The sequence below is a fragment of the Azospirillum sp. TSO22-1 genome (genome assembly GCF_003116015.1).
GTDB lineage: Bacteria > Pseudomonadota > Alphaproteobacteria > Azospirillales > Azospirillaceae > Azospirillum.
Genome location: NZ_LGQZ01000015.1, coordinates 42,386 through 63,720, shown reverse-complemented (window position 1 = coordinate 63,720; position 21,335 = coordinate 42,386). Strand labels below are relative to the sequence as shown.

16 protein-coding genes are annotated in these 21,335 nt (G+C 71.4%); 5 read left to right on the top strand and 11 right to left on the bottom strand.

The features are described from left to right. Positions 1–146 precede the first annotated feature (146 nt). The 6 genes from TSO221_RS05540 to TSO221_RS05515 all read right to left on the bottom strand — a co-directional run bounded on the left by TSO221_RS05540 (position 147) and on the right by TSO221_RS05515 (position 6,404). Complete coding sequence (locus tag TSO221_RS05540; RefSeq protein ID WP_109117484.1) at positions 147–785, bottom strand: class I SAM-dependent methyltransferase; 639 nt, start codon at positions 783–785, stop codon at positions 147–149. Between the two features lie 66 nt (positions 786–851). Beyond that, positions 852–2,096 carry a class I SAM-dependent methyltransferase gene (locus tag TSO221_RS05535; RefSeq protein ID WP_109117483.1) on the bottom strand — a complete coding sequence of 415 codons (1,245 nt, stop codon included), beginning with the start codon at positions 2,094–2,096 and terminating at the stop codon, positions 852–854. Between the two features lie 111 nt (positions 2,097–2,207). Continuing rightward, positions 2,208–4,229 (bottom strand): glycosyltransferase, encoded by a 2,022-nt coding sequence (locus TSO221_RS05530; protein WP_109117482.1) that lies wholly within the window; start codon positions 4,227–4,229, stop codon positions 2,208–2,210. After that, on the bottom strand, positions 4,226–4,720 hold the full coding sequence (locus TSO221_RS05525; protein ID WP_109117481.1) for a hypothetical protein: 495 nt from the start codon (positions 4,718–4,720) through the stop codon (positions 4,226–4,228). The genes TSO221_RS05530 and TSO221_RS05525 overlap by 4 nt, the downstream gene beginning before the upstream one ends. Positions 4,721–4,766: 46 nt before the next feature. Further along, positions 4,767–5,546 carry an ABC transporter ATP-binding protein gene (locus tag TSO221_RS05520; RefSeq protein ID WP_109117480.1) on the bottom strand — a complete coding sequence of 260 codons (780 nt, stop codon included), beginning with the start codon at positions 5,544–5,546 and terminating at the stop codon, positions 4,767–4,769. A gap of 3 nt (positions 5,547–5,549) precedes the next feature. Beyond that, the gene (locus tag TSO221_RS05515) at positions 5,550–6,404 is read right to left on the bottom strand and encodes an ABC transporter permease (RefSeq protein ID WP_109117479.1); all 855 of its coding nucleotides are present in this window, start codon (positions 6,402–6,404) and stop codon (positions 5,550–5,552) included. A gap of 462 nt (positions 6,405–6,866) precedes the next feature. Here TSO221_RS05515 and TSO221_RS05510 point away from each other — a divergent pair, with 462 nt between their 5' ends. The 4 genes from TSO221_RS05510 to TSO221_RS05495 are packed head-to-tail and all read left to right on the top strand — an operon-like array spanning position 6,867 to position 13,120. Further along, the gene (locus TSO221_RS05510; RefSeq protein ID WP_109117478.1) at positions 6,867–9,584 is read left to right on the top strand and encodes a glycosyltransferase; all 2,718 of its coding nucleotides are present in this window, start codon (positions 6,867–6,869) and stop codon (positions 9,582–9,584) included. Between the two features lie 49 nt (positions 9,585–9,633). Next, positions 9,634–10,098, top strand: a complete 465-nt coding sequence (locus TSO221_RS05505) for a hypothetical protein (RefSeq protein ID WP_109117477.1) — start codon at positions 9,634–9,636, stop codon at positions 10,096–10,098. 5 nt (positions 10,099–10,103) lie between these two features. After that, entirely contained in the window at positions 10,104–11,909 is a 1,806-nt protein-coding gene (locus TSO221_RS05500) for a glycosyltransferase (protein WP_146208712.1), read from the top strand. Further along, positions 11,906–13,120 carry a glycosyltransferase gene (locus tag TSO221_RS05495; protein WP_109117475.1) on the top strand — a complete coding sequence of 405 codons (1,215 nt, stop codon included), beginning with the start codon at positions 11,906–11,908 and terminating at the stop codon, positions 13,118–13,120. The genes TSO221_RS05500 and TSO221_RS05495 overlap by 4 nt, the downstream gene beginning before the upstream one ends. On the opposite strand, the gene TSO221_RS05490 is transcribed toward TSO221_RS05495, so the two are convergent. Then, on the bottom strand, positions 13,068–14,345 hold the full coding sequence (locus TSO221_RS05490; protein WP_109117474.1) for a hypothetical protein: 1,278 nt from the start codon (positions 14,343–14,345) through the stop codon (positions 13,068–13,070). The genes TSO221_RS05495 and TSO221_RS05490 overlap by 53 nt on opposite strands. Before the next feature lie 370 nt (positions 14,346–14,715). Here TSO221_RS05490 and TSO221_RS05485 point away from each other — a divergent pair, with 370 nt between their 5' ends. Next, positions 14,716–16,632 carry a glycosyltransferase gene (locus TSO221_RS05485; RefSeq protein ID WP_109117473.1) on the top strand — a complete coding sequence of 639 codons (1,917 nt, stop codon included), beginning with the start codon at positions 14,716–14,718 and terminating at the stop codon, positions 16,630–16,632. A gap of 346 nt (positions 16,633–16,978) precedes the next feature. Here the strand turns inward: TSO221_RS05485 and TSO221_RS05480 are convergent, their stop codons facing one another. The 4 genes from TSO221_RS05480 to TSO221_RS05465 are packed head-to-tail and all read right to left on the bottom strand — an operon-like array spanning position 16,979 to position 21,310. Then, positions 16,979–17,473, bottom strand: a complete 495-nt coding sequence (locus TSO221_RS05480) for an NUDIX domain-containing protein (protein ID WP_109117472.1) — start codon at positions 17,471–17,473, stop codon at positions 16,979–16,981. Between the two features lie 11 nt (positions 17,474–17,484). Beyond that, the gene (locus TSO221_RS05475) at positions 17,485–19,446 is read right to left on the bottom strand and encodes a TIGR04372 family glycosyltransferase (RefSeq protein ID WP_109117471.1); all 1,962 of its coding nucleotides are present in this window, start codon (positions 19,444–19,446) and stop codon (positions 17,485–17,487) included. Then, on the bottom strand, positions 19,443–20,237 hold the full coding sequence (locus tag TSO221_RS05470; protein ID WP_109117470.1) for an AAC(3) family N-acetyltransferase: 795 nt from the start codon (positions 20,235–20,237) through the stop codon (positions 19,443–19,445). The genes TSO221_RS05475 and TSO221_RS05470 overlap by 4 nt, the downstream gene beginning before the upstream one ends. Continuing rightward, positions 20,234–21,310, bottom strand: coding sequence for a radical SAM protein (locus TSO221_RS05465; RefSeq protein WP_109117499.1), 1,077 nt, complete (start codon positions 21,308–21,310; stop codon positions 20,234–20,236). The genes TSO221_RS05470 and TSO221_RS05465 overlap by 4 nt, the downstream gene beginning before the upstream one ends. Between the last annotated feature and the right edge of the window lie 25 nt (positions 21,311–21,335).

Here is a 21,335-nt window from a genome sequence, read left to right as displayed (position 1 = left end):
CAAGGTGCTCCTGACTGTATCTCCAAAGATCTAATCCGAAATCCAGAAGGTCGTCCAGTGACAGTTCTCGGGGAGGTGGCGGGCGCACAGAGGCTCCGCCGGGGCGGCGCTCCGCCGTCCGCAGGCCGATTCCGGTGGGGAAAAGCTCAGGCCATCGCCCTGGTGAGCAGCCCGGTGTCGGCGATCGGCACGCCCTTGCTGGCCATGCCCCACAGCGAGAAGACCGGGCCCCGGATCACCTGGGCCTGGTGGAAGCCGGCCTCGACCAGCTTGCGGGCGAGGGAGCGCATGCTGAAGCCGGTGCGGTGCGCCATGGCGGTGCGTCCCTGGGCGATCCACCAGCCCCACCCGTAGACGACGTCGAGCGGGGTGATCGGCACGGTGCCGGTGGTGTCGGTGTAGAGCGTGCGGTCGAGGCCGTCGTCCTGGGCCATCACCGCCGCCACCGCCTGGAGGTCCGGCATCGTCACCAGGAAGAAGCCGCCGGGCCTGAGCACGCGCAGGAACTCCCGCAGCGTCGGGACCACCTCGTGCTCGTACAGGTGCTCCAGGTTGTGGCTCGACCACACCGCGTCGATGCTGCCGTCGGCGATCATCGGCATGTCGGTGATCGAGGCGACGATGTCCGGGGAGACCGCGGGGTCGATGTCGAGGCGCACCTCCTCCCAGCCGCCGCTCCGGAAGACCGGGTTGAGCTTCATCGGGTTGGGCGGGCCGCAGCCGACGTGCAGGACGCGCTTGCGGTCGGGGACGGCGGGCGCCGCGGGGGAGGAGGGCTGTGTCATGCCGCTGCCGGGAGATATGCGGGACGGGACGAAAAAGGGGGCGGTGTGGCCGCCCCCGCCGGTCCGTCAGATGATCTCGATCTCCGGGAAGGGGAAGATCATCTTGCCGCCGCGCGCGATGAACTCCTGTTCGCGCGCCAGGATGGCGTCCTTGAAGTGCCAGGGCAGCACCAGGAAATAGTCCGGCTGCATGGCCCGCGCCTCCTCCTCGGAGATGATCGGAATGTGCGTGCCGGGGGTGTAGGAGCCGAACTTGTCGGGGTTGACCTCCGCGATGGCGGTGATCTCCTTCTCCGACAGGCCGCAGAACTGCAGCACGACGTTGCCCTTGGTGGAGGCGCCGTAGCCGAGCACGCGCTTGCCGTCGGCGACCAGGCCCTGCAGCAGCCGGGTGAGGTCGGCGCGGTGGCGGTAGACGCGCTCCTCGAAGTCGCGGTAGGGGGCCGGCGTGTGCAGGCCCATCCGCTCCTCCTGCTCCAGCATCCACTGAATGACCGCGCGGTTGCGCGGGCGGGTGCTGGAACGCTTGACCGCGGTCACCGCGAAGCTGCCGCCGTTGATGGCGTTCATCTGCACGTCGAGGATGTCCAGGCCGACCTGGTCCAGCATCTTCTTCACGACGCTCAGCGAGTAGTACTCGATGTGCTCGTGGCAGATGGTGTCGTAGGAGCACAGCCGCAGCATGGACGGCATGTAGCTCTGCTCGAAGTGCCAGACGCCGTCGTCGGCGAGCACCTGGGCGATCTGCTCGACGAAGTCGATCGGCCGCTCGAGGTCGTAGAACATGGCGATCGAGGTGACGATCTTCGCCTGCCGGCTCTCCACTGAGCGGAAGTTGGCGGCCGAGAAGAAGTCCGGCACCAGGGTGACGTCTTCCGGATAGTACTGCCGGAACTTGGCGCCCGTCGGGTCGATGCCGATGCGGCGCAGACCCGGCGTGGTGTAGGCCTTGAGCGAGGTACAGTCGTTGCTGCCGATGTCCAGCACGACGTCGCCCGGCTGCAGGTCCGCCACGGCCTGGAGGTGGCGGATCTTCTGCGTCAGATGGCGCACCATCGACTGGTTGAGGCCGGAGCGGTAGCCATAGTTGTCGCCGTACATCTCGCCGGCGTCGAAGGTGTGGGCGAGTTGCAGCAGCCCGCTGTCCGGGCACCAGAGCAGCTCCAGCGGGCCGACGGTGACGTTCTCGTCGCGGCTCTTCGGGAAGACGCCGGTCAGCGCCTGATGACCCAGATTGAGCACGGAAATCAGGTTGGGACTTCCACTGACGCGGCACGCGTCGATTTTCTGGTAGCCAACGGGATCGGTCACAATCACCTGCCTTACGTCTAAGCCTGCCTTGCGTCGCCTGCCTTGCAGCGAAGGCCGCTCGCATTCCACCTTATTACGGCAATCCGTCCGGATTGTCCCAACGCTTTCAACTCAGCCGTGACGGGAAAGCTGCGCCTCGCCGATCGGCAGCCCGTATTGGGCGAAGAGCTCTTCGGGAGGCGGTTCGCCTGCGGCGAGCCCCGCCGAATGCGCACGCCTGTACAGGTCCCAGAGAAGTGGAACCTGATAGTACCGAAAATCGTCGAGGTGCTTACAACGTTCGAGTAGCCTTGCCAACGAGAAATTTCGCCGCGCGGCCGCGCCGGCGGAGAAGTAGAGCGCGCGCACGTTCTCCGCCGCGGCGCGGCAGAGATTGGCACGGCAGGCGTCGAGTCCGGCTGGATCCGCGCCCATCCTCTCGGCGAGGTCGCACAGCTCCGGCATCCGCTCCAGGAGCCAGAGCAGGCCGTGCTCCTTCCACGACACGTTGAGGTTGACCACCAGCCCCGGCCGCCCCACCCAGTAGGCCGGCCGGCCGAGCAGCGCCTTGAGCGCGTAGGGGGCCGACGGCGCGCTGCACTCCAGCGATGAGAAGGGCGGGCCGGCGACGTCCTGCCCGTAGGCCAGCAGTGCGTGGTCGCGGCGGAAGATGCAAGTGTAGATGGCGGTGAATAGGTTCTCGTGCAGCGCCGCCACCGTGCGCAGTGCCGGCACGTAACGGTTGGGCCCGCCGTCGGCGACGGGGGTGGCGGAACGGACGAGGGCGTCCTCGTCCTCCGGTGCCGGCGGCGTCTTCAGGCCGGTGCAGGCGTAGTTCAGATAGACCATGTGGATGTCGGGGTGCCGCAGGATGCCCTCCAGCACGTCCTCCACCGTGCCGTCCACCAACAGGTCGTCGTCGCCGAGCAGCCAGACGAAGCGGCCGCGCGCCAGCCGCGCGGTGACGCCCAGGTTGCCCAGCATGCCGACGTTGACCGGGTTGCGGTGCGTGCGCAGATGCGGCTCCCCGGCGAAACGGGCGACCACCGACGGCGTGTTGTCGGTCGAGGCGTTGTCGCACACCAGCACTTCCACCGCGTCGGCGTAGGGGCGGGTCCGCTCCAGCACGCGGCGCAGGCTGGCGGCCAGCCAGACGCTGCGGTTGTAGGTGGTGATCGCGATGGTCAGCACCGGCCGGCCGGCGCCGTTGTCCGTATCATCGGCCGGTACGGCGATCGGTGCGGTCGCCGGGGCGCGCCGGACCAGCGCCGCGGCGACGGCGCGGGCGTGCCCCCGCCATGCCGCGGAGTTGACCCCATCGGCCGGTTCCGCCGGGGGCGGGCACGCCGCCACCCGCCAGGACAGGCCGTTCAGCTTGGGCAACAGGCGGCGCCCGGCGGCGAGCAGCGCGGCGGCGGCGGCTTCGGAGTCGGTCAGCACGGCGTCGGCGTCGGCCAGCGCCGCCAGTAGCTCGACGCGCGCCTGCGTGGCCGGGTCGTTGCCGTCCGGGGGCCACGCCGGCAGACTGCCGCCGCGGCACAGGAAAGCGACGCGAAAGCCGCGGGCGTGGGCCTCGTCCACCATGCCGCGGACGGCTCCGGGACGGTCCGCCCAGGCTTGGTCGGGCACCAGCACCCAGTCCGCCGGCAGGCCTCCTGAAACCGCTGGCGGCTCCGGCGCCGGCCAACCGGCCAGGGCCACGCCCAGCCGCCGCAGTGCCGGGCCGAGGCCGGGCAGCGCGGCCTCCGGGGCCTCCGCCGTGGCGCTCCAGACGGCCAGCCAGCGCAGTCCGGTATGATCCGCCAGGGCTTCGGCCGCCACCGCCCAGTCGTCACCGGGCGGCAGAACGAGGTCGGCGAGCCCGCCCCGGTCCTCCCCTCCGAGCGCTGCTAGCCGCAGGCCGTAACAGCGGGCGTAGGCCGCCAGCGGCGGCAGGTCTTCGGCGGCGGCGGCGAGGAGCCAGCGATCCTGCAGGGCCGGCGCTGCGCCGGGGCCGACGTGGAGCGGCTCTCCCGATGAGGACGGGCCGGATGCCGCCACCAGGGTGTGGCGTTCGGCGTCCCAGCGGACCGGCTGCACGGCGAATCCACGCCCGGTCAGGGCCTGCGCCAGGGCTGGCGGCGCTGACAGGACGTAGAGCGGGGTGGAGGTCATCGGCGAGGGCCGTCGGCGAGCGGCCGGCGGTGGCGCGTCACCGCGCTGCGCAGCAGGTCAATGCCGAACCACGGCAGCAGGAAGCACAGCCAGACGCCGGTGCGCCGCCCCTCCGAGGAGAAGCGCAGGCGGCACAGCAGCGCCCCGCGACCGCCGTCGCGGCGCAGGTCGGCGACGCGGCGCTTGGCCTCGGCCGGGTAGGGCAGGCGCTTCAGGATGGCGATGTGGGCGTTGCGGACGAAGTCGGCGTCGCTGTAGCCGAGGAACTCGGTGACCAGATAGACCCGGCGCCGGATGTCCAACTCGCCGACGCGTGTCGCCCGCTTCTCGCCCGGTGGCGGCGGGCGCAGCGTGGTGGATGGCGCCGCGGCGGCCGGCGCCGTCCCCTCGGGCAGCACCTCGGTACGCCCGGCCCGCACCCGGCCGATGCGGGCGAGCAGGTCGGCGGCATCGGGAACAGTGGGACGGGACAGGGGGGGCTGGCCGGTCATGGGGTGCTTGGCTGGCTGGCGGAGGGCTGGCTGGGTCGGGACGGGATCAGGCCGGCGCCGGCTGCAGGGCCGCCTTCTCGGCGGCGCGCTCATGGTAGAGCCGGATCATGTCCTTCGGCGAGCCGACGGCGACCAGCGACCCGCGGTCGAGCAGGATCAGCTTGGTGCACCACTCCTCCAGCAGGGATTCCGTGTGGGTGGCCAGCACCAGGATGCTCGAGCGGTCGATGAACATCTCCAGCCGGCGGCGCGCCTTGCCCAGGAAGTGCGCATCGCCGGCCAGCACCCACTCGTCCATCACCAGGATCTCGGGGTTGGCGCAGGTCGCCACCGCGAAGGACAGGCGCAGCAGCATGCCCGCCGAATAGGTGCGCACCGGCATCGCGGCGTAGTCGCCGAGCTCGGTGAAATCGATGATCTCGCGGGCGTGCTCGCGGATCTCTGAGGGTCGCATGCCCATGTAAAGGCCGCGCAGGAAGATGTTCTCGTAGCCCGACGCCTCCATGTTGAGGCCGAGCCCGACGTCCAGCAGCGGCGACACCTGGCCGCTGACGGCGACCTCGCCGCGCGCCGGCTCGTAGATGCCGGAGATCACGCGCAGCAGCGTCGTCTTGCCGGCGCCGTTGCCGCCGATCAGGCCGACGCGCTCGCCGTGGGCGACATCGACCGTCAGGTTGCTGAGCGCCCGCACCAGCACGCGGTTGCTGCCGTCGCGCCCAAGCCGGCCGCCGGTGCCCGCGTCGAGCAGCACCCGCTTCAGGGACCGGCCGCCGCTCTGGTAGATCGGGAACTCGACCGTGACGTCGTTCAAGCTGATGGAGGCCATCGGTTACGCCCAGTAGGGGATGCGGGCCCGGAAACGGGCGAAGAAGAGGAACGACACGGTCCCCCCGATCGCCGTCACCAGCAGCGTGGTGATCCACGAGGTCGGGTGGGGGTACTGGTTCAGCAGCGGGGCGCGCATCAGGTCGATGAAGCCGAACAGCGGGTTCCAGTGCGCGAACCCGATGCGGTGCTCCAGCAGGTCCGGGCTCCAAATGATCGGCGTGACGAAGAAGGCGATCTGGATGAGGCTGGCGATGATCTGCGGCACGTCGCGGAAGCGGCTGCAGATCATGCCCAGCATGACCGAGACCCAGAAGCCGTTGAACAGGATCAGCAGCAGCCCGGGCACCGCGATCAGCGACACCAGGCTCAGCTTGAGGTCGAACAGGATCACCACGCCGACGTACACGACGATGTTGTGCGCGGCGATGATCAGGTTGCGCCAGACGACGCGGTAGGCATGCACGCTGTAGGGCAACTTGATCTGCCGCACCATCTGCTCCGCCCCGATGAAGGTGGAGCAGGCGTCCTGCAGGAGCGACGCGATCAGCGTCCAGATCACGAGGCCGATGCACAGGTAGGGCAGGTAGGTGCGGACGTCGAGGCGGAACAGCTCCGAATACAGGAAGCCGAGCGCCAGGATGGCGATGGCCATGCTGAGGGTCAGCCAGAACGGCCCCAGCACCGAACCGCGGTAGCGCTGCAGGATGTCCTGCCACGACATCGCCGTCCACATCCACCACCGTCGCGTTCCGTCGGCGATGTCGTGCAGCGCGGCCTCCGTGCGTGAGCGGCGGGGCCGCCCGGCCGGGGTCTGAGCGACGGGAGCGAGCATGCTGTCTTTCGCTTCGATGGTCATGAATTCAGTGCTTCGGGCTATGCGCGGGCGATGCCCGCCTGCCTGCCGTCCACGGGGCTGCGGCCCGGTTGCGGAAGGAAGGCCGGCCGCGAAACGGGGCTCTCCCCCGCCGGTGGAATGGCCGCGCCGAGCCTGGAGCGTCTGTATACATTGTCGCAACGCACCCCGTACACCTCGAACTCGCGAAGCCGTTCCCGCCGGGCCTCTCCGGCAAGCCGTGCAGGGTATAGAGCAATTCCATCCCGCACACCAACAGCAACGTGCCCCGCCCCGCGCCGGGACGGGGTGGTTTTCCGTTAGGCTACAGTTGAATGCACGGGGGAAGATCGCTAGCGTCTGGCGCCGGCATGGCGAGGAGGATGCCGTGGCCTTGCCGGATCCTTGCTTCTCCAGGGAAAACCTGTTTTAGGTCCGCGACGGCTGTCGACTCCGGTTGTAAGGTATCTCAGGGAATATGGTCGCATGAGCGTTGCGGTACTCGACACCACTCCACGTCCGCGGTCCTCGGCGTCGCAGGAGAGCGCCGGCCGGCCGGCTGAGGGCGGCGGAAACGGCCTCCTCCCGCTCCACATTCTTCTGTTCGCCCAGTCGACCGCCGCCACCGAGCGCCGCTCCGGCATCCACCGCGTGACTGTGGAGTTGGCCCGGCGCCTGTCCGGCGTCGCCCCGGTGGACTTCGTCAAGTGGGACACGACGCAGGGGCAGCTCGGCTATTTCGACCGCCGCGACCTGGAGTCCCTGTTCCGCGCGCGCACCCTGCCCGCCGGGGTGCGGGTCAACCCGTACGCCGGGCGCGTCAACGACCGCTTCTCCGCCACCCTCGACCCCGGCAAGCGCTACTGGCTGGTGTTCCCGGAGATCGCCTACCACCTGCCCGACGGCAACGAGACGTTCGCCCGCGTGATCTCGCAGTGCCGCGACTACGGCGTGCGGGTGGCCAGCGTCTTCTACGACCTGATCCCGGTCACCAACCCGCACTACCAGACCTACCGCCCGCCGCACCTGCGCTACAGCATCGATCTGGCCCGCAGCGACCTGATCGTCCCGATCTCGCACCATGTCGGGACGGTGCTGGCCGACTTCTACGCCCAGGGCGGGGTGGACGCCGACGGCGTGACCGCCCGGATCCGCGCCGTCCCCCTGCCGGAGGGCGAGCGCGTCGCCCTGCCGGCGCCGGAGGACGGGCAGCGCGACACGGTGCTGATGGTCGGCACCGTCGAGCCGCGCAAGCGCCAGGTCGAGGTGCTGAAGGCCTTCAACCAGGCCGCCGCCGCCGACCCGGCGGTGGCGCGGCTGAAGGTGGTGGTCATCGGCTCGCTGCACCCCGACAGCGCGCTGGAGTTCCACAGGCAGGTCGATGCCAACCCCAACATCACCTATTGCGACTACAGCAGCGAAGCGTTCATCCAGGACTGCTACCAGCGCGCGCTGTTCACCGTCTTCGCCTCCAACGACGAGGGCTACGGCCTGCCGATCGCCGAGAGCGTGGCGCGCGGCGTCCCCTGCCTGACCGCGAACTTCGGCTCGATGGCGGAGATCGCCGAGGGCGGCGGCTGCCTGACCGTGAACGTCGAGGACCAGGAGGCGCTGACCGCCGGGATCCGCCGTCTGGCCGGCGACGCCGCCCTGCGCGAGCGCCTGTGCGCCGAGATCGCCGAGCGCCGCCTGCGCACCTGGGGCGACTACGCCGCCGACGTCGTCCGGCTGATCGAGGACACCGACGCCCGGGCGCAGCAGGCGCTGGCGGCGGTCCGCCCGCCGGAGGCCGAGCCGGCCGCCGGAGTCCGCGTCCGCGAGGCCACCGTCGGCACGACACCGGTCCGCTTCGTCTCCCTGCCGCGCGCGCTCGACGCCGCGGCGCTGCTGCCGTCCGCGGAGTCCGCCGGCCTGACCGGCGCCGCCTTCCCCGGCTCGGCCGAGGAGCTGCGCGCCCTGCCGGCGGCGGCGCGCGCCCTGCTGTACGCGGCCGACGCCGCGGCGTTCCGCTCGGAGGAGGCCTACCGCGCCTTCGTCGAGGCCGCGCGCGAGGACGGCTGGCCGCGGCTGCTGCCGACCCGCATCGTGCGCGACGCCGACGCGGAGGCCATGGAGGCCGGGCTGTGCCGGGCGCTGCAGGAGCTGGCCGGCCGCCGCGCCGAGCGGATGCGGTGGGCCGACGACGAACGCGTGCTGATGGGGCTCGCCCGCCGCTGGCAGGCCGAGAGCGAGGCCCCGGCGGCGCGGCTGTCCATCGTCATCTCCACCTACAACCGCGCCGCCTTCGTCTGCGAGAACGCCCGCTGGGTCCTGGAGGCCATCGCCCCCTACGGCCCGGAGGTGCGGCTGGTGGTGGTCGACAACGCGTCCACCGACGACAGCTGGGCCCGGCTGCAGCAGTTCGCCGGCAACCCGCAGTGCACGCTCCACCGCAACAGTGCCAACACGGGGATGCTGGGCAACCTGCGGGTCTGCTCGATGCTGCGCGGCAGCCGGCACGTCTGGGTGACCGGCGACGACGACTACATCATGCCCGAGACCCTGGCCGAGGTGCTGCGCGTCCTGCGCGAGGAGCCGGCGCTGCCGCTGGGGGTGGTCAATTTCGGGGTCTACCACCGCGCCGCCTTCAGCCCGATGGACAGCGCCGACATCTTCGTGCGCGAGCGCCAGCCGCTGGCGCCCGAGCCGATGCCGTCGGGCCTGTACCCGGTCAGCAAGGCCGCCGGCGAGCACGACAACCTGTTCACCGCGGTCTACGCGATCATCTTCCGCTCGGACATCCTGGCGGCGTGCTTCAACCACCCGTTCACCGGGGTGCCGTTCATCGACTTGGTGGAGTCGGTGCCGACCACCCGGATCATCCTCGACAACTACCGCCACACGCCGGCTTGGTGGTTCGCGCCGATCGGCATCGTCGGCAACGCCCACAACAGCTGGACGCGCCACCGCATGCGCTGGCACGCCCTGCTGATGCCGATGGTGTTCGAGCTGGCCCGCGAGGCGGGGATGGACGGGGAAAAGCTGTACGGCTGGTCGCGCATCCACCGCGAGCTGTTCCGCGAGGCCGCGGGCATCGCGCTGGAGCGGGACATCCCGGCGCACCTCGACCTGCCCGGCGACCTCGAGGTCGGGGAGCGGGTCTTCCGCGAACCCATCGAGGTCCCGGCCGGGATCCGCCTGGAGCGGCCGGAGTCCGGCTGGTAAGCCGGGCGGCGGTACAGGACGGGGCACGGAACAGGATATCGCTCGCACCATGAAATCGATCATTTCACGCCTGCTTGCCTTGCTGTTCCGGCCCGTCCTCAACGAGATCCGGCAGACGCAGGCGCAGCAGCGGCACCTGTCGGCACGGCTCGATCAGATCTCCGAGCAGATCCAGGCCACGGCGCGCGGCCTCGCCGAGGCGCAGGGCCAGCTGCACCATCTGCTCGCCACCAGCGTCCAGGGGATCGCCGGGGCGCAGGGCGAACTGCACCACCTGCTCTCCACCACTGGCCAGGGCATCGCGCAGTCGCAAGGCGAGCTGCACCACCTGCTGGCGTCGAGCGCGCAGGGGCTCGCCGAGGCGCAGGTGCGCACCGAGGGCGCCGTCCACGGCCTGCGCACCGACATCGCCGCCGAGATGGAGGCGCTGCGCACCGCCGCCGCCGCCGGCATGGACGAAGCCGCGGAAAAGGTCGAGCGGATCGTCCTCGGCGTCGCCAGCCTCGACCGGTGACCGGCGTGCGGGACGTCTACGCCGATATCCGCGCCCTGCAGGCGGCCGCGCTGAAGGACGGGCCGGCAGCCCGCCACCTCGCCGCCGTGCTGTGCGAGGCGCGGCGCCGGCTGCCGGACGGGGCGCGCCTTACCGGCCTCGCCGACCCGGCCCTGCCGGACCTGGACGCCGCCGCCCTCGTCGACCGCCTCCTGCCGTGGGGGGCGCTGCCGGCGGCGCCGCGCGGCGCCGTCCTCCTGCAGTCCCTGGTCCCCGGGCTGGCGCCGATGCCGCATGTCCGGACGCTCGGCGGGTGGGTTCTGCGGGCGGCGCTGCTGCACGCCCTGCCGGACGGCGCCGGCGACCGGCTGGAGCGGATCGAAGCTCTGGCTTGGGCGCCGCACCACGACCGCATCCTCGCCACCGGCCCGGACGTCGCCGGGCGGATGACGGCGGCGTTCGGCGTCCTGCGGGAGCGCATCGCCGTCACCGGCTTGGCCCCTGACGAGCCCACGGCGGCGGAGCGCGTCTGGACGGCGCTGGCCGCCGCCTGGGAGGAGCGCTTCGCCGCGGACCCGGCTCCGGCCGCCGCCGCCCGGTCCGCCTCCTGGCCGGCCCGGCCGCGGATCGCCGTGGTGGCGTCCTGGCCGCCGGCGCCGTCGGGCGTGGCGGCCCGCACCGCCGCCCAGGTGGGGGCGCTCGGCCGGCACGCCGACATCGACGTCTACACGCCCGGCCTGACGCCGGACCGCCCGGCCCGGCCGACGGACGGGGTGCGCGCGCTGCTGCCGCTGTCGGCGCTGCCCTACCTGTCCGACCGCTACGACCGCGTGCTGACGGTCCTCGGCGGGGCCGAGGGTGGCGCCGGGGGCGGCGAGCTCGCCATTTTCGACCTGGCCCTGCGCTTCGGCGGCGCCGTCCTGCTGCACGGCCACCAGCTGGTCGACCACAGCGTGGCGCAGCGCGGCGCCGAGGCGGTGGCGCGGGTCCTGGGCCGCCGGATCGGCCGCGAGATCCCCGCCGGGGAGCTGCGGCACCGCCAGCGCCTCAAGGACGAGCTGCCCGACGCCATGCTGGACGAGACGCTGGCCGTCGCCCGGCCGCTGATCGTGTCGTCGCGCGACCTGCACCGCCGGTTGCGGGAGCGGGGGGAGGACGTGCGGTGGATCCCGGCCTGCCCGACCCGCCGCTTCGCCGACGCGGACCTGGGGCCGGAGGCGCGCGCCGCGGCGCGCCGGCGCCTCGGCCTGCCGGAGGACCGGCTGCAGCTGGCGGCGTTCGGGGCGGTGGCGGAGAGCCGGGGATCCGATGGCGCGATCTGGACGCTGCGCAGCCTGCTCGCCTGGGGCGTGCCGGCCGACCTGACCTTCGTCGGGCCGCCGGGGGCGGTCGGGCCGGCGCTGCGCAGGCTGGTGGCCCGGCTCGGCCTGGAGGAGCGCTGCCGCTTCATGGACGGCTGGGCGGACGACGCCGTCTACGACGACTGGCTGCGGGCGGCCGACGTGGCGCTGCAGCTGCGGACCTACGGCGAGGGGGTGGTGTCGGGCAGCCTGCTCGACTGCATCGCCGCCGGCCTGCCGACCATCACCACCGAGGCCCAGGCGCGGGCGGCGGACGCCCCCGGCTTCTGCGCGCGGCTCGGCGACCGCCTCAGCCCCGTCCTGGCCGCCGAGGCGGTGCTGGCGCTGGTGGAGGGCGGGCGGCACCGCGCCCCGCGCGCGTCGCCGGACCGCGACGCCTACCTGGAGCGCCACGGCGCCGAGGCGTGCGGCGCGGCCCTGTTCGAGGCGCTCGCCCCGGCGCCGGTTCCCGTGCTCGGAGCCGTGGAATGACGCCCGACCGCCGGATCCTGGTGGACATCTCCGAGTTCGCCGCCAACCCGATGCGCACCGGCATCCAGCGCCTGGTGCTGCACACCATCCTGGACTGGCCGGAGCCCAGCACGCTGCGGCTGGCGGTGATCGACGAGGCCGCCCGGCTGCGCTACCTGCCGGACAGCTACGCCGGGCTGATGCGCGGCTACTTCGCCAGCGCCGACGACGATCCCGAGATCCGCGAGCGGCTGCGCCGGGCGGCCGAGGCCGTCTCGGAGCCGGTGCCGGTGGCGGAGGTGCTCGCGCACCGCGCCCTGCTGGTGCCGGAGCTGTTCTACCGGGACGCCCGGCTGACCTTCCACATGGACGTGCTGCGGCGCGCCCCGGACTTCACCTTCGCCGTCTTCATCGACTGGTTCATCTGGCTGCACCCGGAGTGGCGCGAGCAGGGGGTGGCGGTGTGGACCGCCGAGTACCTCGACTTCGCCCGCGCGGTGAAGCACGCCTCCTTCATCTCCGAGCGCACGCGCCGCGAATACCTGACGCGCATCCTGCGCGCCGAGCGGCCGACCGGGCCGGTGCTGGTGCTCGGCGGCGACGGGCTGGGCACGGCGGCGCCAGCCTTCGACCCGGCGCGCCGGGGCTTCCTGTTCTGCGGCTCCATCGAGCCGCGCAAGAACGTCGCCGCCCTGCTCGACGCCTTCGCCGCGCTGTGGGCGGAGGGCTGCGAGGCGGAGTTGACGCTGGCCGGCCGCATCGCCACCGCCGACCCGGGGATCCTCGGCCGCCTGCACGCGCTGCAGGACGGCCAGCCGCGCTTCCGCCACGTCAACAACCCCTCGGACGCCGAGATGCGGGCGCTGATCCAGGGCAGCCGGGCGACGGTCTACCCGTGCCTGTCCGAAGGCTTCGGCATCCCGCCGCTGGAGAGCCTGTCGCTGGGGGTGCCGGTGATCGTCGCCGCCGACGTGCCGTCGGTGGGCTGCATCGCGGCGCACGGGCAGGTGCGGCTGCCGGAGCCCACGGCCGCGGCCATCGCCGACGCGGTGCGCGCCTTCATGGACGATGACGCGGCGCGGCGCATCACCGGGGAGATCGCCCGGCTGACCCTGCCGCGCTGGAACGGCGTGGCGGCGGCGCTGGCGGACTGGATCGCCGAGGCCCGTCCGCGGGGAGTCAGGGCAGCAGCCGACGCGCCGTACGGCGCGCCCACCGGAGCGGCCGGGTAACCTGCCAGCTGGTCGAGTCCGACATGGCGGCGCAGAAGCGGCGCCAGTGCGCGGCGTCCGCCGAGGCCTCGGCCAGGGCACGCTCCAGCTCGGCGACGCGGGCGGCGGCATCCGTGGCGCTTGCCCCGGCCGGCCGCTCGTCGAGGCGCCGGCGCAGGGCGGCGGCCTCCTCGCGGGCGGCGCGCAGGGCGGCGTCGCGCTCCGCCAGCTCCGGCTTCAGGGCGGCGATGTCGAACTGGTGGCGCTCCAGGCTGGCCAGCAGGGTGTCCAGCATGCCGCGGCCGAAGGCGGCGGCGGCCGTGCGCTCCTCCTCCGTGCCCTCCAGGGCGTCGACCGCCGCGGCGAACACCGCCTCCAGCCGGGCGGCGAGCGCCGCGCGGTCGGCCACGAAGAAGGGGGCGAACTCGATCCCGTCGCGCACGCTGGACAGGTCGACCGCCAGCCCGGTGCCGGCGGCGATGCGCGCCTCGACGTCCTGCCGGTAGGCCGGCTCGCGGAACAGCCGGTTGACGTCGATGCAGCAGTCCGCGGCGCCCGCGGCGTTCATCGACAGGTAGAGGTGCAGCCCGGCGAAGACGACGAGGCCGTCCTCGTCCGCCTGCAGGCGCCCGTCGCCGATCGCCATGCCCGGCGCCACGCCGTGCAGCGGCATCCCGCCCAGCCGGGCGAGGAAGCGGTCGTGCCGGTTGCGGTCGATGGTGTAGTGGATCGTGTTCAGGAAGTACGGGTTCGCGTGGTGGCCCAGGCTGGCGTAGGACATCCACTGCTGGTACAGGTCGCGGTACAGGAAGACGTGCCAGCCGCCCAGCCGGCCGCGGATGCCGCGCAGCCGGCCGGGCGAGCGCGTGCAGGACAGCACCGCGACCTTCCCCTCCGCCTCGGCCAGTTCCACGAGGCTGGCGAGGTGGCGTTCCTCGTCCGCGCCGATGGCGGCGCGCAGCCCATCCGCCGGGACGTAGCGGTCGAAGGCCATGCCCGCGCGGTAGTGCCGCGCGCCGCCCTCCGGCTGCAGGACGGGGAGGAACTCCAGGAAATAGGGCGCCACGTCGCCGTGCTTGGACCGCCAGCCGTTGCTGGTGTGGGTGTTCACGTCGCCGGGCTTCAGGGTGGCGAGGATCTCGTGGAAGACCTCGCAGTAGGCCCGCGTCTCCGGCAGCCGCCGGAACCGGTCCCACAGCCAGGTGCTGGAGGTGCGGAAGCTCGAATGCAGGAACACCAGGGACACGAACCGCTCTCCTTGCCGGGCCGGGTGGGCCGGGTCGGGCGCGCGATCGCCCGGCTCCCCGTCTGCGGGTACCGTATACGGTGGCGGGCGGACGCGGTCCAGGCCGCCGACGCGCGGCGGGAATGCCGGTCCGGCATGGCGCGGGTTCCATGATGGCATAGTACTGTTTTGGCCTTCTTTCCAGACGCTGCGACACCGGTAGTCCTGGACACCCAAAGGGTGATCTGCTTTTTTACCGCCGGCATCGCCTCGGGGCCGGCAGTGCTGCGCCGGCCCTTTTCCGTGCGACCGCGTCATCGAAGTTTCTTTCCCGACAGGGCGGGTGTTCCAAGTAATGGCCATGCGGATGCGAGCGATATTCAACCGAGTCATGCGCCTGCAACAGGTGCTGCCGCAGCTGCTCCGCTTCGCCGTCCGGCATTGGGGCCTGTGGAGTCTGCTCCGCCGAGTCGTCGAGGCCTACCGCCAGGGCGGCTTCCAGCTGCTGCGGCTGAAGCTGCGCATGGCCCTGAACTTCATGGTGCACCACCAGCGGCCGCTCGACGGCCCGGTGCCGGCCAGCGCCCTGCCGCCGCCGCGGCCGGCCGGGCTGCTGGAGTCGACCGCCCCGGTGGTGTCGCTGAACACCCGCTACGGCCTGTCCGACGCGGAGTGGACCCGCTTCCTGGACCCCGTCCTCAACGAGAAGTTGATCCGCCCGGCGCAGCGCCTGCCCTCCCGCGCGACTCCGTCGCCGCGGCTGTGGGCGGTGCTCGACCTGAGCGGCGGGGCGGATGCCGGGGGCGACGGCGGGGCCGAGGGCGGAGACGGTGGTCCCGGCCTGGACGAGCGGGTCGCGGCGTCGCTGGCGGCGCTGCAGAGTCTGGCCGAGGCGGCGGAGTTCCCGGTGTCCATCGTCAGCTATGGCGCCGCGGCGCCCACGTCCGCAGCCGAGTCCGGTGGGGCGCCCGCCCTGCACCGATGCGCCACCCTGGCCGAGGCGGTGGCGCTGGCCGGGGACGAGGATCTGCTGCTGTTCCTGCGCCCCGGCGACGCGGTGCGCGCCGAACTGGCGGCGGCGCTGCCCGTCTACCGGCTGTTCGACCGCGCGATCGTGCTGCTCGACCTCTACTATCGCGACAGGGAGGAGGTCCACCCGCTCTTCCTGCCGGGCGTCAACTACTGCCACGCGCTGAACTGCGACTACTTCCGCTCCCGCTTCCTGGCGCGCGGGCGGGAGGCCAAGGCGCAACTCGCCGGGTCTGTGACGCCGCGCGATCTGGCGGTGCGCATCATGGGCGATGTGTACGCACGCGAGGACTGGGACGCCGAGTGCCACCTCGCCGTGCCGCTGATCGAGCTGAGCGAGAGCACGGAAACGCTCCGGCGCGAGCGCACCGACCTGGTGCGCCGCCGCACCCCGCTGCGCTACCCGTTGGCGCCGGAAGCTCCGACGGCGACCGATGCAGCCGGGGCCGGTTCGGTCTCGGTGGTGCTGTGCACCAAGGACAAGGGGCACCTGCTGCGCCAGATCGTCAACGCGTTGCTGCGCTACCCGGCCGGGCTGGTGCGCGAGGTGGTCGTGGTGTCCAACCAGACCGGCAACGAGTACGCCCTGTCGACGCTCGACGACCTGACCGCCAACCCGCGGGTGCACATCGTCCGCTTCGACCAGCCGTTCAACTTCTCCCGCCAGTGCAACCTCGGCGTCCGCAGGACGACAGGCGAGTTCCTGCTGTTCCTCAACGACGACATCGTCCCGATCAGCGAGGACTGGCTGGAGGAGCTGCTGGCGCCGTTCGCCAACCCGCGGGTGGGCATCACCGGGCCGCTGCTGGTCTATCCGGACGAGCGCGTGCAGCAGGGCGGCATGTACCTGGGCTTCAACAACGTCGCCGGCCACACCCTGCGCTTCGCCCGCCTGCCGGACGAGGACTACGGCTTCATGGCGAGCGCGCCGCGCTTCGTCAGCGTGCTGACCGGCGCCGCGCTGGTCATGCGGCGCAGCCTGTTCGAGGCGATGAACGGCTTCGACCCGCTGCTGGCCTCCTACATCCAGGACGTCGACCTCTGCCTGCGGGCGCGCGCCGTCGGCACCGACATCGTGTTCAACCCGCGCTCCGTGCTGATCCACATGGAGTCGATTTCGGTGAAGACCACGCTGGACAATCAGCTGGTCCAGACGACGCGCAACCGCGAGTTCGAGATTTTCCACACGCGCTGGTCGGACTTCCTCGGCCGCGACCCGTTCCACAACGCCAACTTCGCGCCGAGCGACGAGGGCCTGCACACGCTGCGCTTGGCCTAGATCGGATTGCGATCCGATCTGGACCGCGACTGCGGTCCCGGGCGCGCGTGCGCCTCTCGCGCTGGCAAAGCCAGCGCTGACGGCGTCAGGCGGATCGAAGATCCGCCGAGAGCCCGAAGCCCGGCCGGCGTGTGATACGGCCGGCGCCTGGAGGCTTCCAAGATCGGCCGGCCGCATGACCCTCCCGCACATTGCTGTGCAATGTGCTGCCGGGTTTGAACCAAAGGCGCTCGATGGAAGCCATCAAGCGCCTTTGGTATGAGGCCATATGAATCTAGAGCGGATCACAATCCGCTTTAGGGGCGGAATCCGGCTCGGGCCGCGGATTGCTCCGCCAGCGCTGCCGTCATGTGGGTTCCGCATCCGCCAGCCGCCGCTGGGCGACGTGCAGCCAGAGGGCGAAGGAATCGTACGGTGTGAGCCGCAGCCGGGAGAAGATGTCCGCAGCGGCGAACGTGGCGACCGCCGCCCCTTCGCGCAGGTCGAAGCGGTCCACGTCCGCCTGGGTGACCGGCACGATGAAGTAGCTGCGCCGGCACACCGTCTGGCCGAACGGGCGGAGGTCGAAGTCGAAGTCGGTGAACCAGCGCACGGCCGCCAGATCGGCTTCGAACCCAAGCTCTTCGCGCAGTTCGCGCACGAGCGCTTGTTCGGCCGTCTCGCCTTCGTCGATCGCCCCGCCGAACAGCCCCCAATGATCCGGAAACCAGATCTGCGGCAGGGGATCGCGCAGTTGCAGGGCGTAGCGCCCGTCCTCCAGCACCAGAAGGGCGGCGACCGCGTCGCTGGCCCGCAGCGGCGTGTCGGAGGTCAGGAACGGATTGACGCTGCAGGGTTCCATGCGGGCGGTCTTCAGGTGGGGAGGTCGAGGAAATCCGGGTGGTAGAAACAGTATTCCTCGGAGATGCGGGACAGCGGTGTGGCGTACCCGAACCAGTCCAGGTTCCGCGATGCGCGCTTCCAGTCCCCTTCCGCCCGCCGGTTCTCCGCCTCGGCGACCGTCATGAAGGCGCTCTGCACCGGCGAGGAGAGGGAGTCCGTGTGCAGGCCCCGGTCCATGAACTCGACCATTTCGCGCGTGACCGCCAGGATCTCGTGGGCCGACAACTCCTCCACCTGGACCTTCTTGCGGATCAGGTCGTAGGTCGAATAGGTGTCGTGAAGATCGCGCTCAAGGATTTCCCGGAAGCTCATCGGGCGCGGGACCGTGCCGGAGACGTCCATATACTTCTTGAAGGCGAGCAATCCCGGAGCCTCCGGGAAATCGACCGAGCAGATTGGCACGTTGAGCGTGAGAATCGGCCGTTTGAAGCCCCGTGCCAATTCGTGCGGCCCGGACAACGACGAGATCATGAAGTGGCAGCGGCGGATGAAGTACGGTTCGGCGATCGGGTCGTAGAACGGGGAGAAGGGCGCGTCGATCACCTGCGGCCCGAAATCGGGCAGCGGGGTCATGCTGGTGTCGCCCACCCGCACCACGAAGAAGCCCTGGCGCACCAGGTAACGCAGCGCTGCGTGGTAATGGGAGGCGGTGGCGTCGCGGTAGGAGAACTGGGTGACGAGGCTGTGGAAACCGGCCTCGCGCAGATGCAGGACCACCACCCGGGCATCCTCGGGGATGCCCATGCGCCGGGCCGCCGCATGGCCGTGCTCCATCTCCTCGGCGGTGAGGTCCACATGCGCACGCGTGTCGCCGCGGCGCAGGTTCCGGAACACCTCGCGGATCACATAATGATGATCGTACAGCAGATACCCCGTGCGGCCGCGCACGAAGGCCCCGTTGTTCCGCCAGGACAGGTTCAGGACGTCGTAATCGATGGTCTCCACATAGGTCACCCCACGCATGGCGACATCGAAAATGCGCGGATTGATCTTGGGGAAGAGCCGACGCGGCTGTCCGAGCATGATCACGCGTTCGTACGGCCGCTCGCGGCAGGACCGCACCGCGGAGGGCTCGGTGAACACGTGGCCCAGGGCGCCGGTGCGGGCGTGGATGTAGATGGTGCTGTCCGTCGGGTCGGCGTGCGCCGACACGGCGGCGTCGATCCGGTCGAGGATGGCGTCGTAATCGGCCGCCGGGCCGGGACGTGGGGGCAGGTTGCCGTAGTGCACGGCACGGCAGCGCCAGCTGATCTCCAGGGCCTTCCGGCCTAGACCCAACGCGTGGCATGTCCGTCCCAGCCCATCCATGGCGGACAGCAGGCCGGGGGAGGAGGCCAGCGCACGGCGGTAGAGGACGGCGGCCTTTTCCAGGTGATTCTGATCATAGACGGCGCGGGCCAGCGCGTTCAGGGCTTCCGGATAGGCAGGCTCCAGAGCCAGGGCGCGCTTCAAAAACGCCTCGGCCTCGGCCGTGCGGCCGTCCTCCTGCAGGACATGGCCGAGCGGCAGGAACAGCCAAGCGGCGGAGCGGTCGTGTGCCAGGGCCTCGCGGAAGACCGCTTCCGCCGCGCCGCGCTGGCCGTCACTCTCCAGGAGAAAGCCAAGGCGGTGAAGAGCCAGAACGAAGCCAGGACGCAGGCTCACCGCCCGGCGCAGCGCCGCGATCGCCTCCTCGGCGCGTTCCAGTGCCTGAAGCGCCATGCCGAGGTGGTACCAGCCTTCGGCCAGGGTGGGAACCAGGCGCACCGCCCGGGCGATCAGGCGTGCGCTGTCCTCCACACGCTCCAGGCGGGACATCACCACGCCCAGCAGGTGAAGCGCGTCGGATTCGGCGGGCTGCTCGATCAGCAAGCGGCGGTAGGCCGCCTCGGCTTCGGCAAGGCGGCCCGCTTGGTGAAAGGCGAAGGCGTGGGCGAGAGAGGTGGAGGTCATGCGGGGCGGTCGGGGGTGGAGATAGCATCGGCGGGAGACGGCAGGATGATCGCGTCCGCCCGCTCACGCAGGCGGGCGCGCACCACCGCCACCAAGTCGGCGGCGGCGAAGCCGAGGCAGGGCGCCCCGGCGAACTCGGCCCGGCGCAACGCGCCGCGCGCCTCCAGCAGGCCGGCGAACTGGGCGAAGTCGCGCCTGAGGCGCAGGTGCCGACGGGTGTGGACGACGAACTCGGCGCCGTGGCGGTCGCGGCAGACGTAGCGTTCCCGGCGCTCCGGCGGCTGCACGTAGAGGCCCGGCGCCACCTCCTCCTCGACGTGGTGGATCAGCGTGCAGGATTCCAGCCCGACGCCCAGCATGACCACTTTGGCGCCGTGGTCGTCGAGCAGGCCCCACGGGCTCCGCGGCGGGCAGGGGGTGTCGCCGGCCAGGTGCTGGGCGGCGAGCAGCGCGTCGGCCTGCCGCCCCAGCCCGGACACCGCGTGGGTCGGGTGCAGGCTGCGCCGGGTGGCCAGACGGGTGCGGAACAGTTCGCTCAGGATCCCGGTGATCGAGGGCGTCGCCAGCTCGTCGAACACCGGGTTGTCCGGGTTGACGGCCCGCCAGCTCATGGACGGCATCAGCAGCGTGCCGGGCGCCATCTCCGCGGCCAGCGCGTCCAGCACCGCTTCGGCGCGCAGCCCGGCCCGCGAGGGGACGGCGAAGGCGCTGTGCAGCATCAGCACGCCGTCGCGCGGAACGGCAAGCCGGTCGAGCAGTTCGCGGACGGCGCGTGCGGCAGCGGACGTCATCCGCGCCCGGACTGCCCGTCCGTCGCGTCCCCGGCGGTTTGGCCCGCCTGGGCCAGGGTGGGGGAGGCGTGGGTGTTCTGCAGGCTGCCGGTCCAGTTCGTCAGGCGGTCGATGCGGTTGTAGTAGGTGTACTCGGCCGAGCGCCGGATCAGCAGGCCGTCGCGGATCTCTTCCTCGTAGGCATTCGAGGCCCAGCGGTCGCAGTTGGTGCAGAACGGCACCTCGTCGTAGCGCCCCTGCTCGTGCAGCCGGCGGACCTCGGTCAGCTTGGGGCCGTGCCAGACGCCGCGCACGCCGTCCTTGAACACGTTGCCCACGTTGGTGTCGCCGAAGCCGTCCAGGCAGCAGAGCGACACGTTGCCGTCGACGTGGATCGCCATGGTCGAGTAGAGCGCGTGACAGGGCTGGCGCGGGCCGGCGGTGCGGACGTTCGGGAAGCCGTCGGGGCCGATGAACAGCTCGCCGACCCGCACCACGTCGACCTTCCGGGTCCAGTGGGCGACGAACGCGTCGAGCTCGTGCCGGTTGGCGTCCTGCAGCGTGAAGGACACGCCGATGCGCGGCGTCGCGGCGTCGCCGCGGGCGGCCAGCAGGTTCTCGATGCCCCGGTGGATCTTGTCCAGCTTGTTGATGCCGCGAACCTTCATCAGGGTCTCGGGCGTCATCGAGTCCACGGAGACCGATACCGAATCCACCCCGGCCTCGACCAGGAAGCGCGCGGTCGCTTCCGTGAGCAGCAGGCCGTTGGTGTTCATCGCCACCGTGGCCCCGCGCTCCTTCATGGCGCGGACGTGCTCCTGGAAGTCGTGGGCGAGCGTCGGCTCGCTCCACAGGCTCGGCTGGATCAGCGGCTTGGCCGCCATGACCTCGTCAAGGATGCGGCGGGACTGCTCGACCGACATCGAGCGGCGCAGGATCCCCTTGACGGCCGGGTTCTCCGGGTCGCCGTGCACGATGCACATCGGGCACTTCAGATTGCAGTCGGTGCGCAGGTCCATGAGGATGCGCGGCGGCAGATCGGGCACCGGAAGGGCTGCCACGGCCTCGGCGTTTTCCGTGTCGGCGGAAGTCATGTGGGTGTCCATCGCCTGAAGTCCC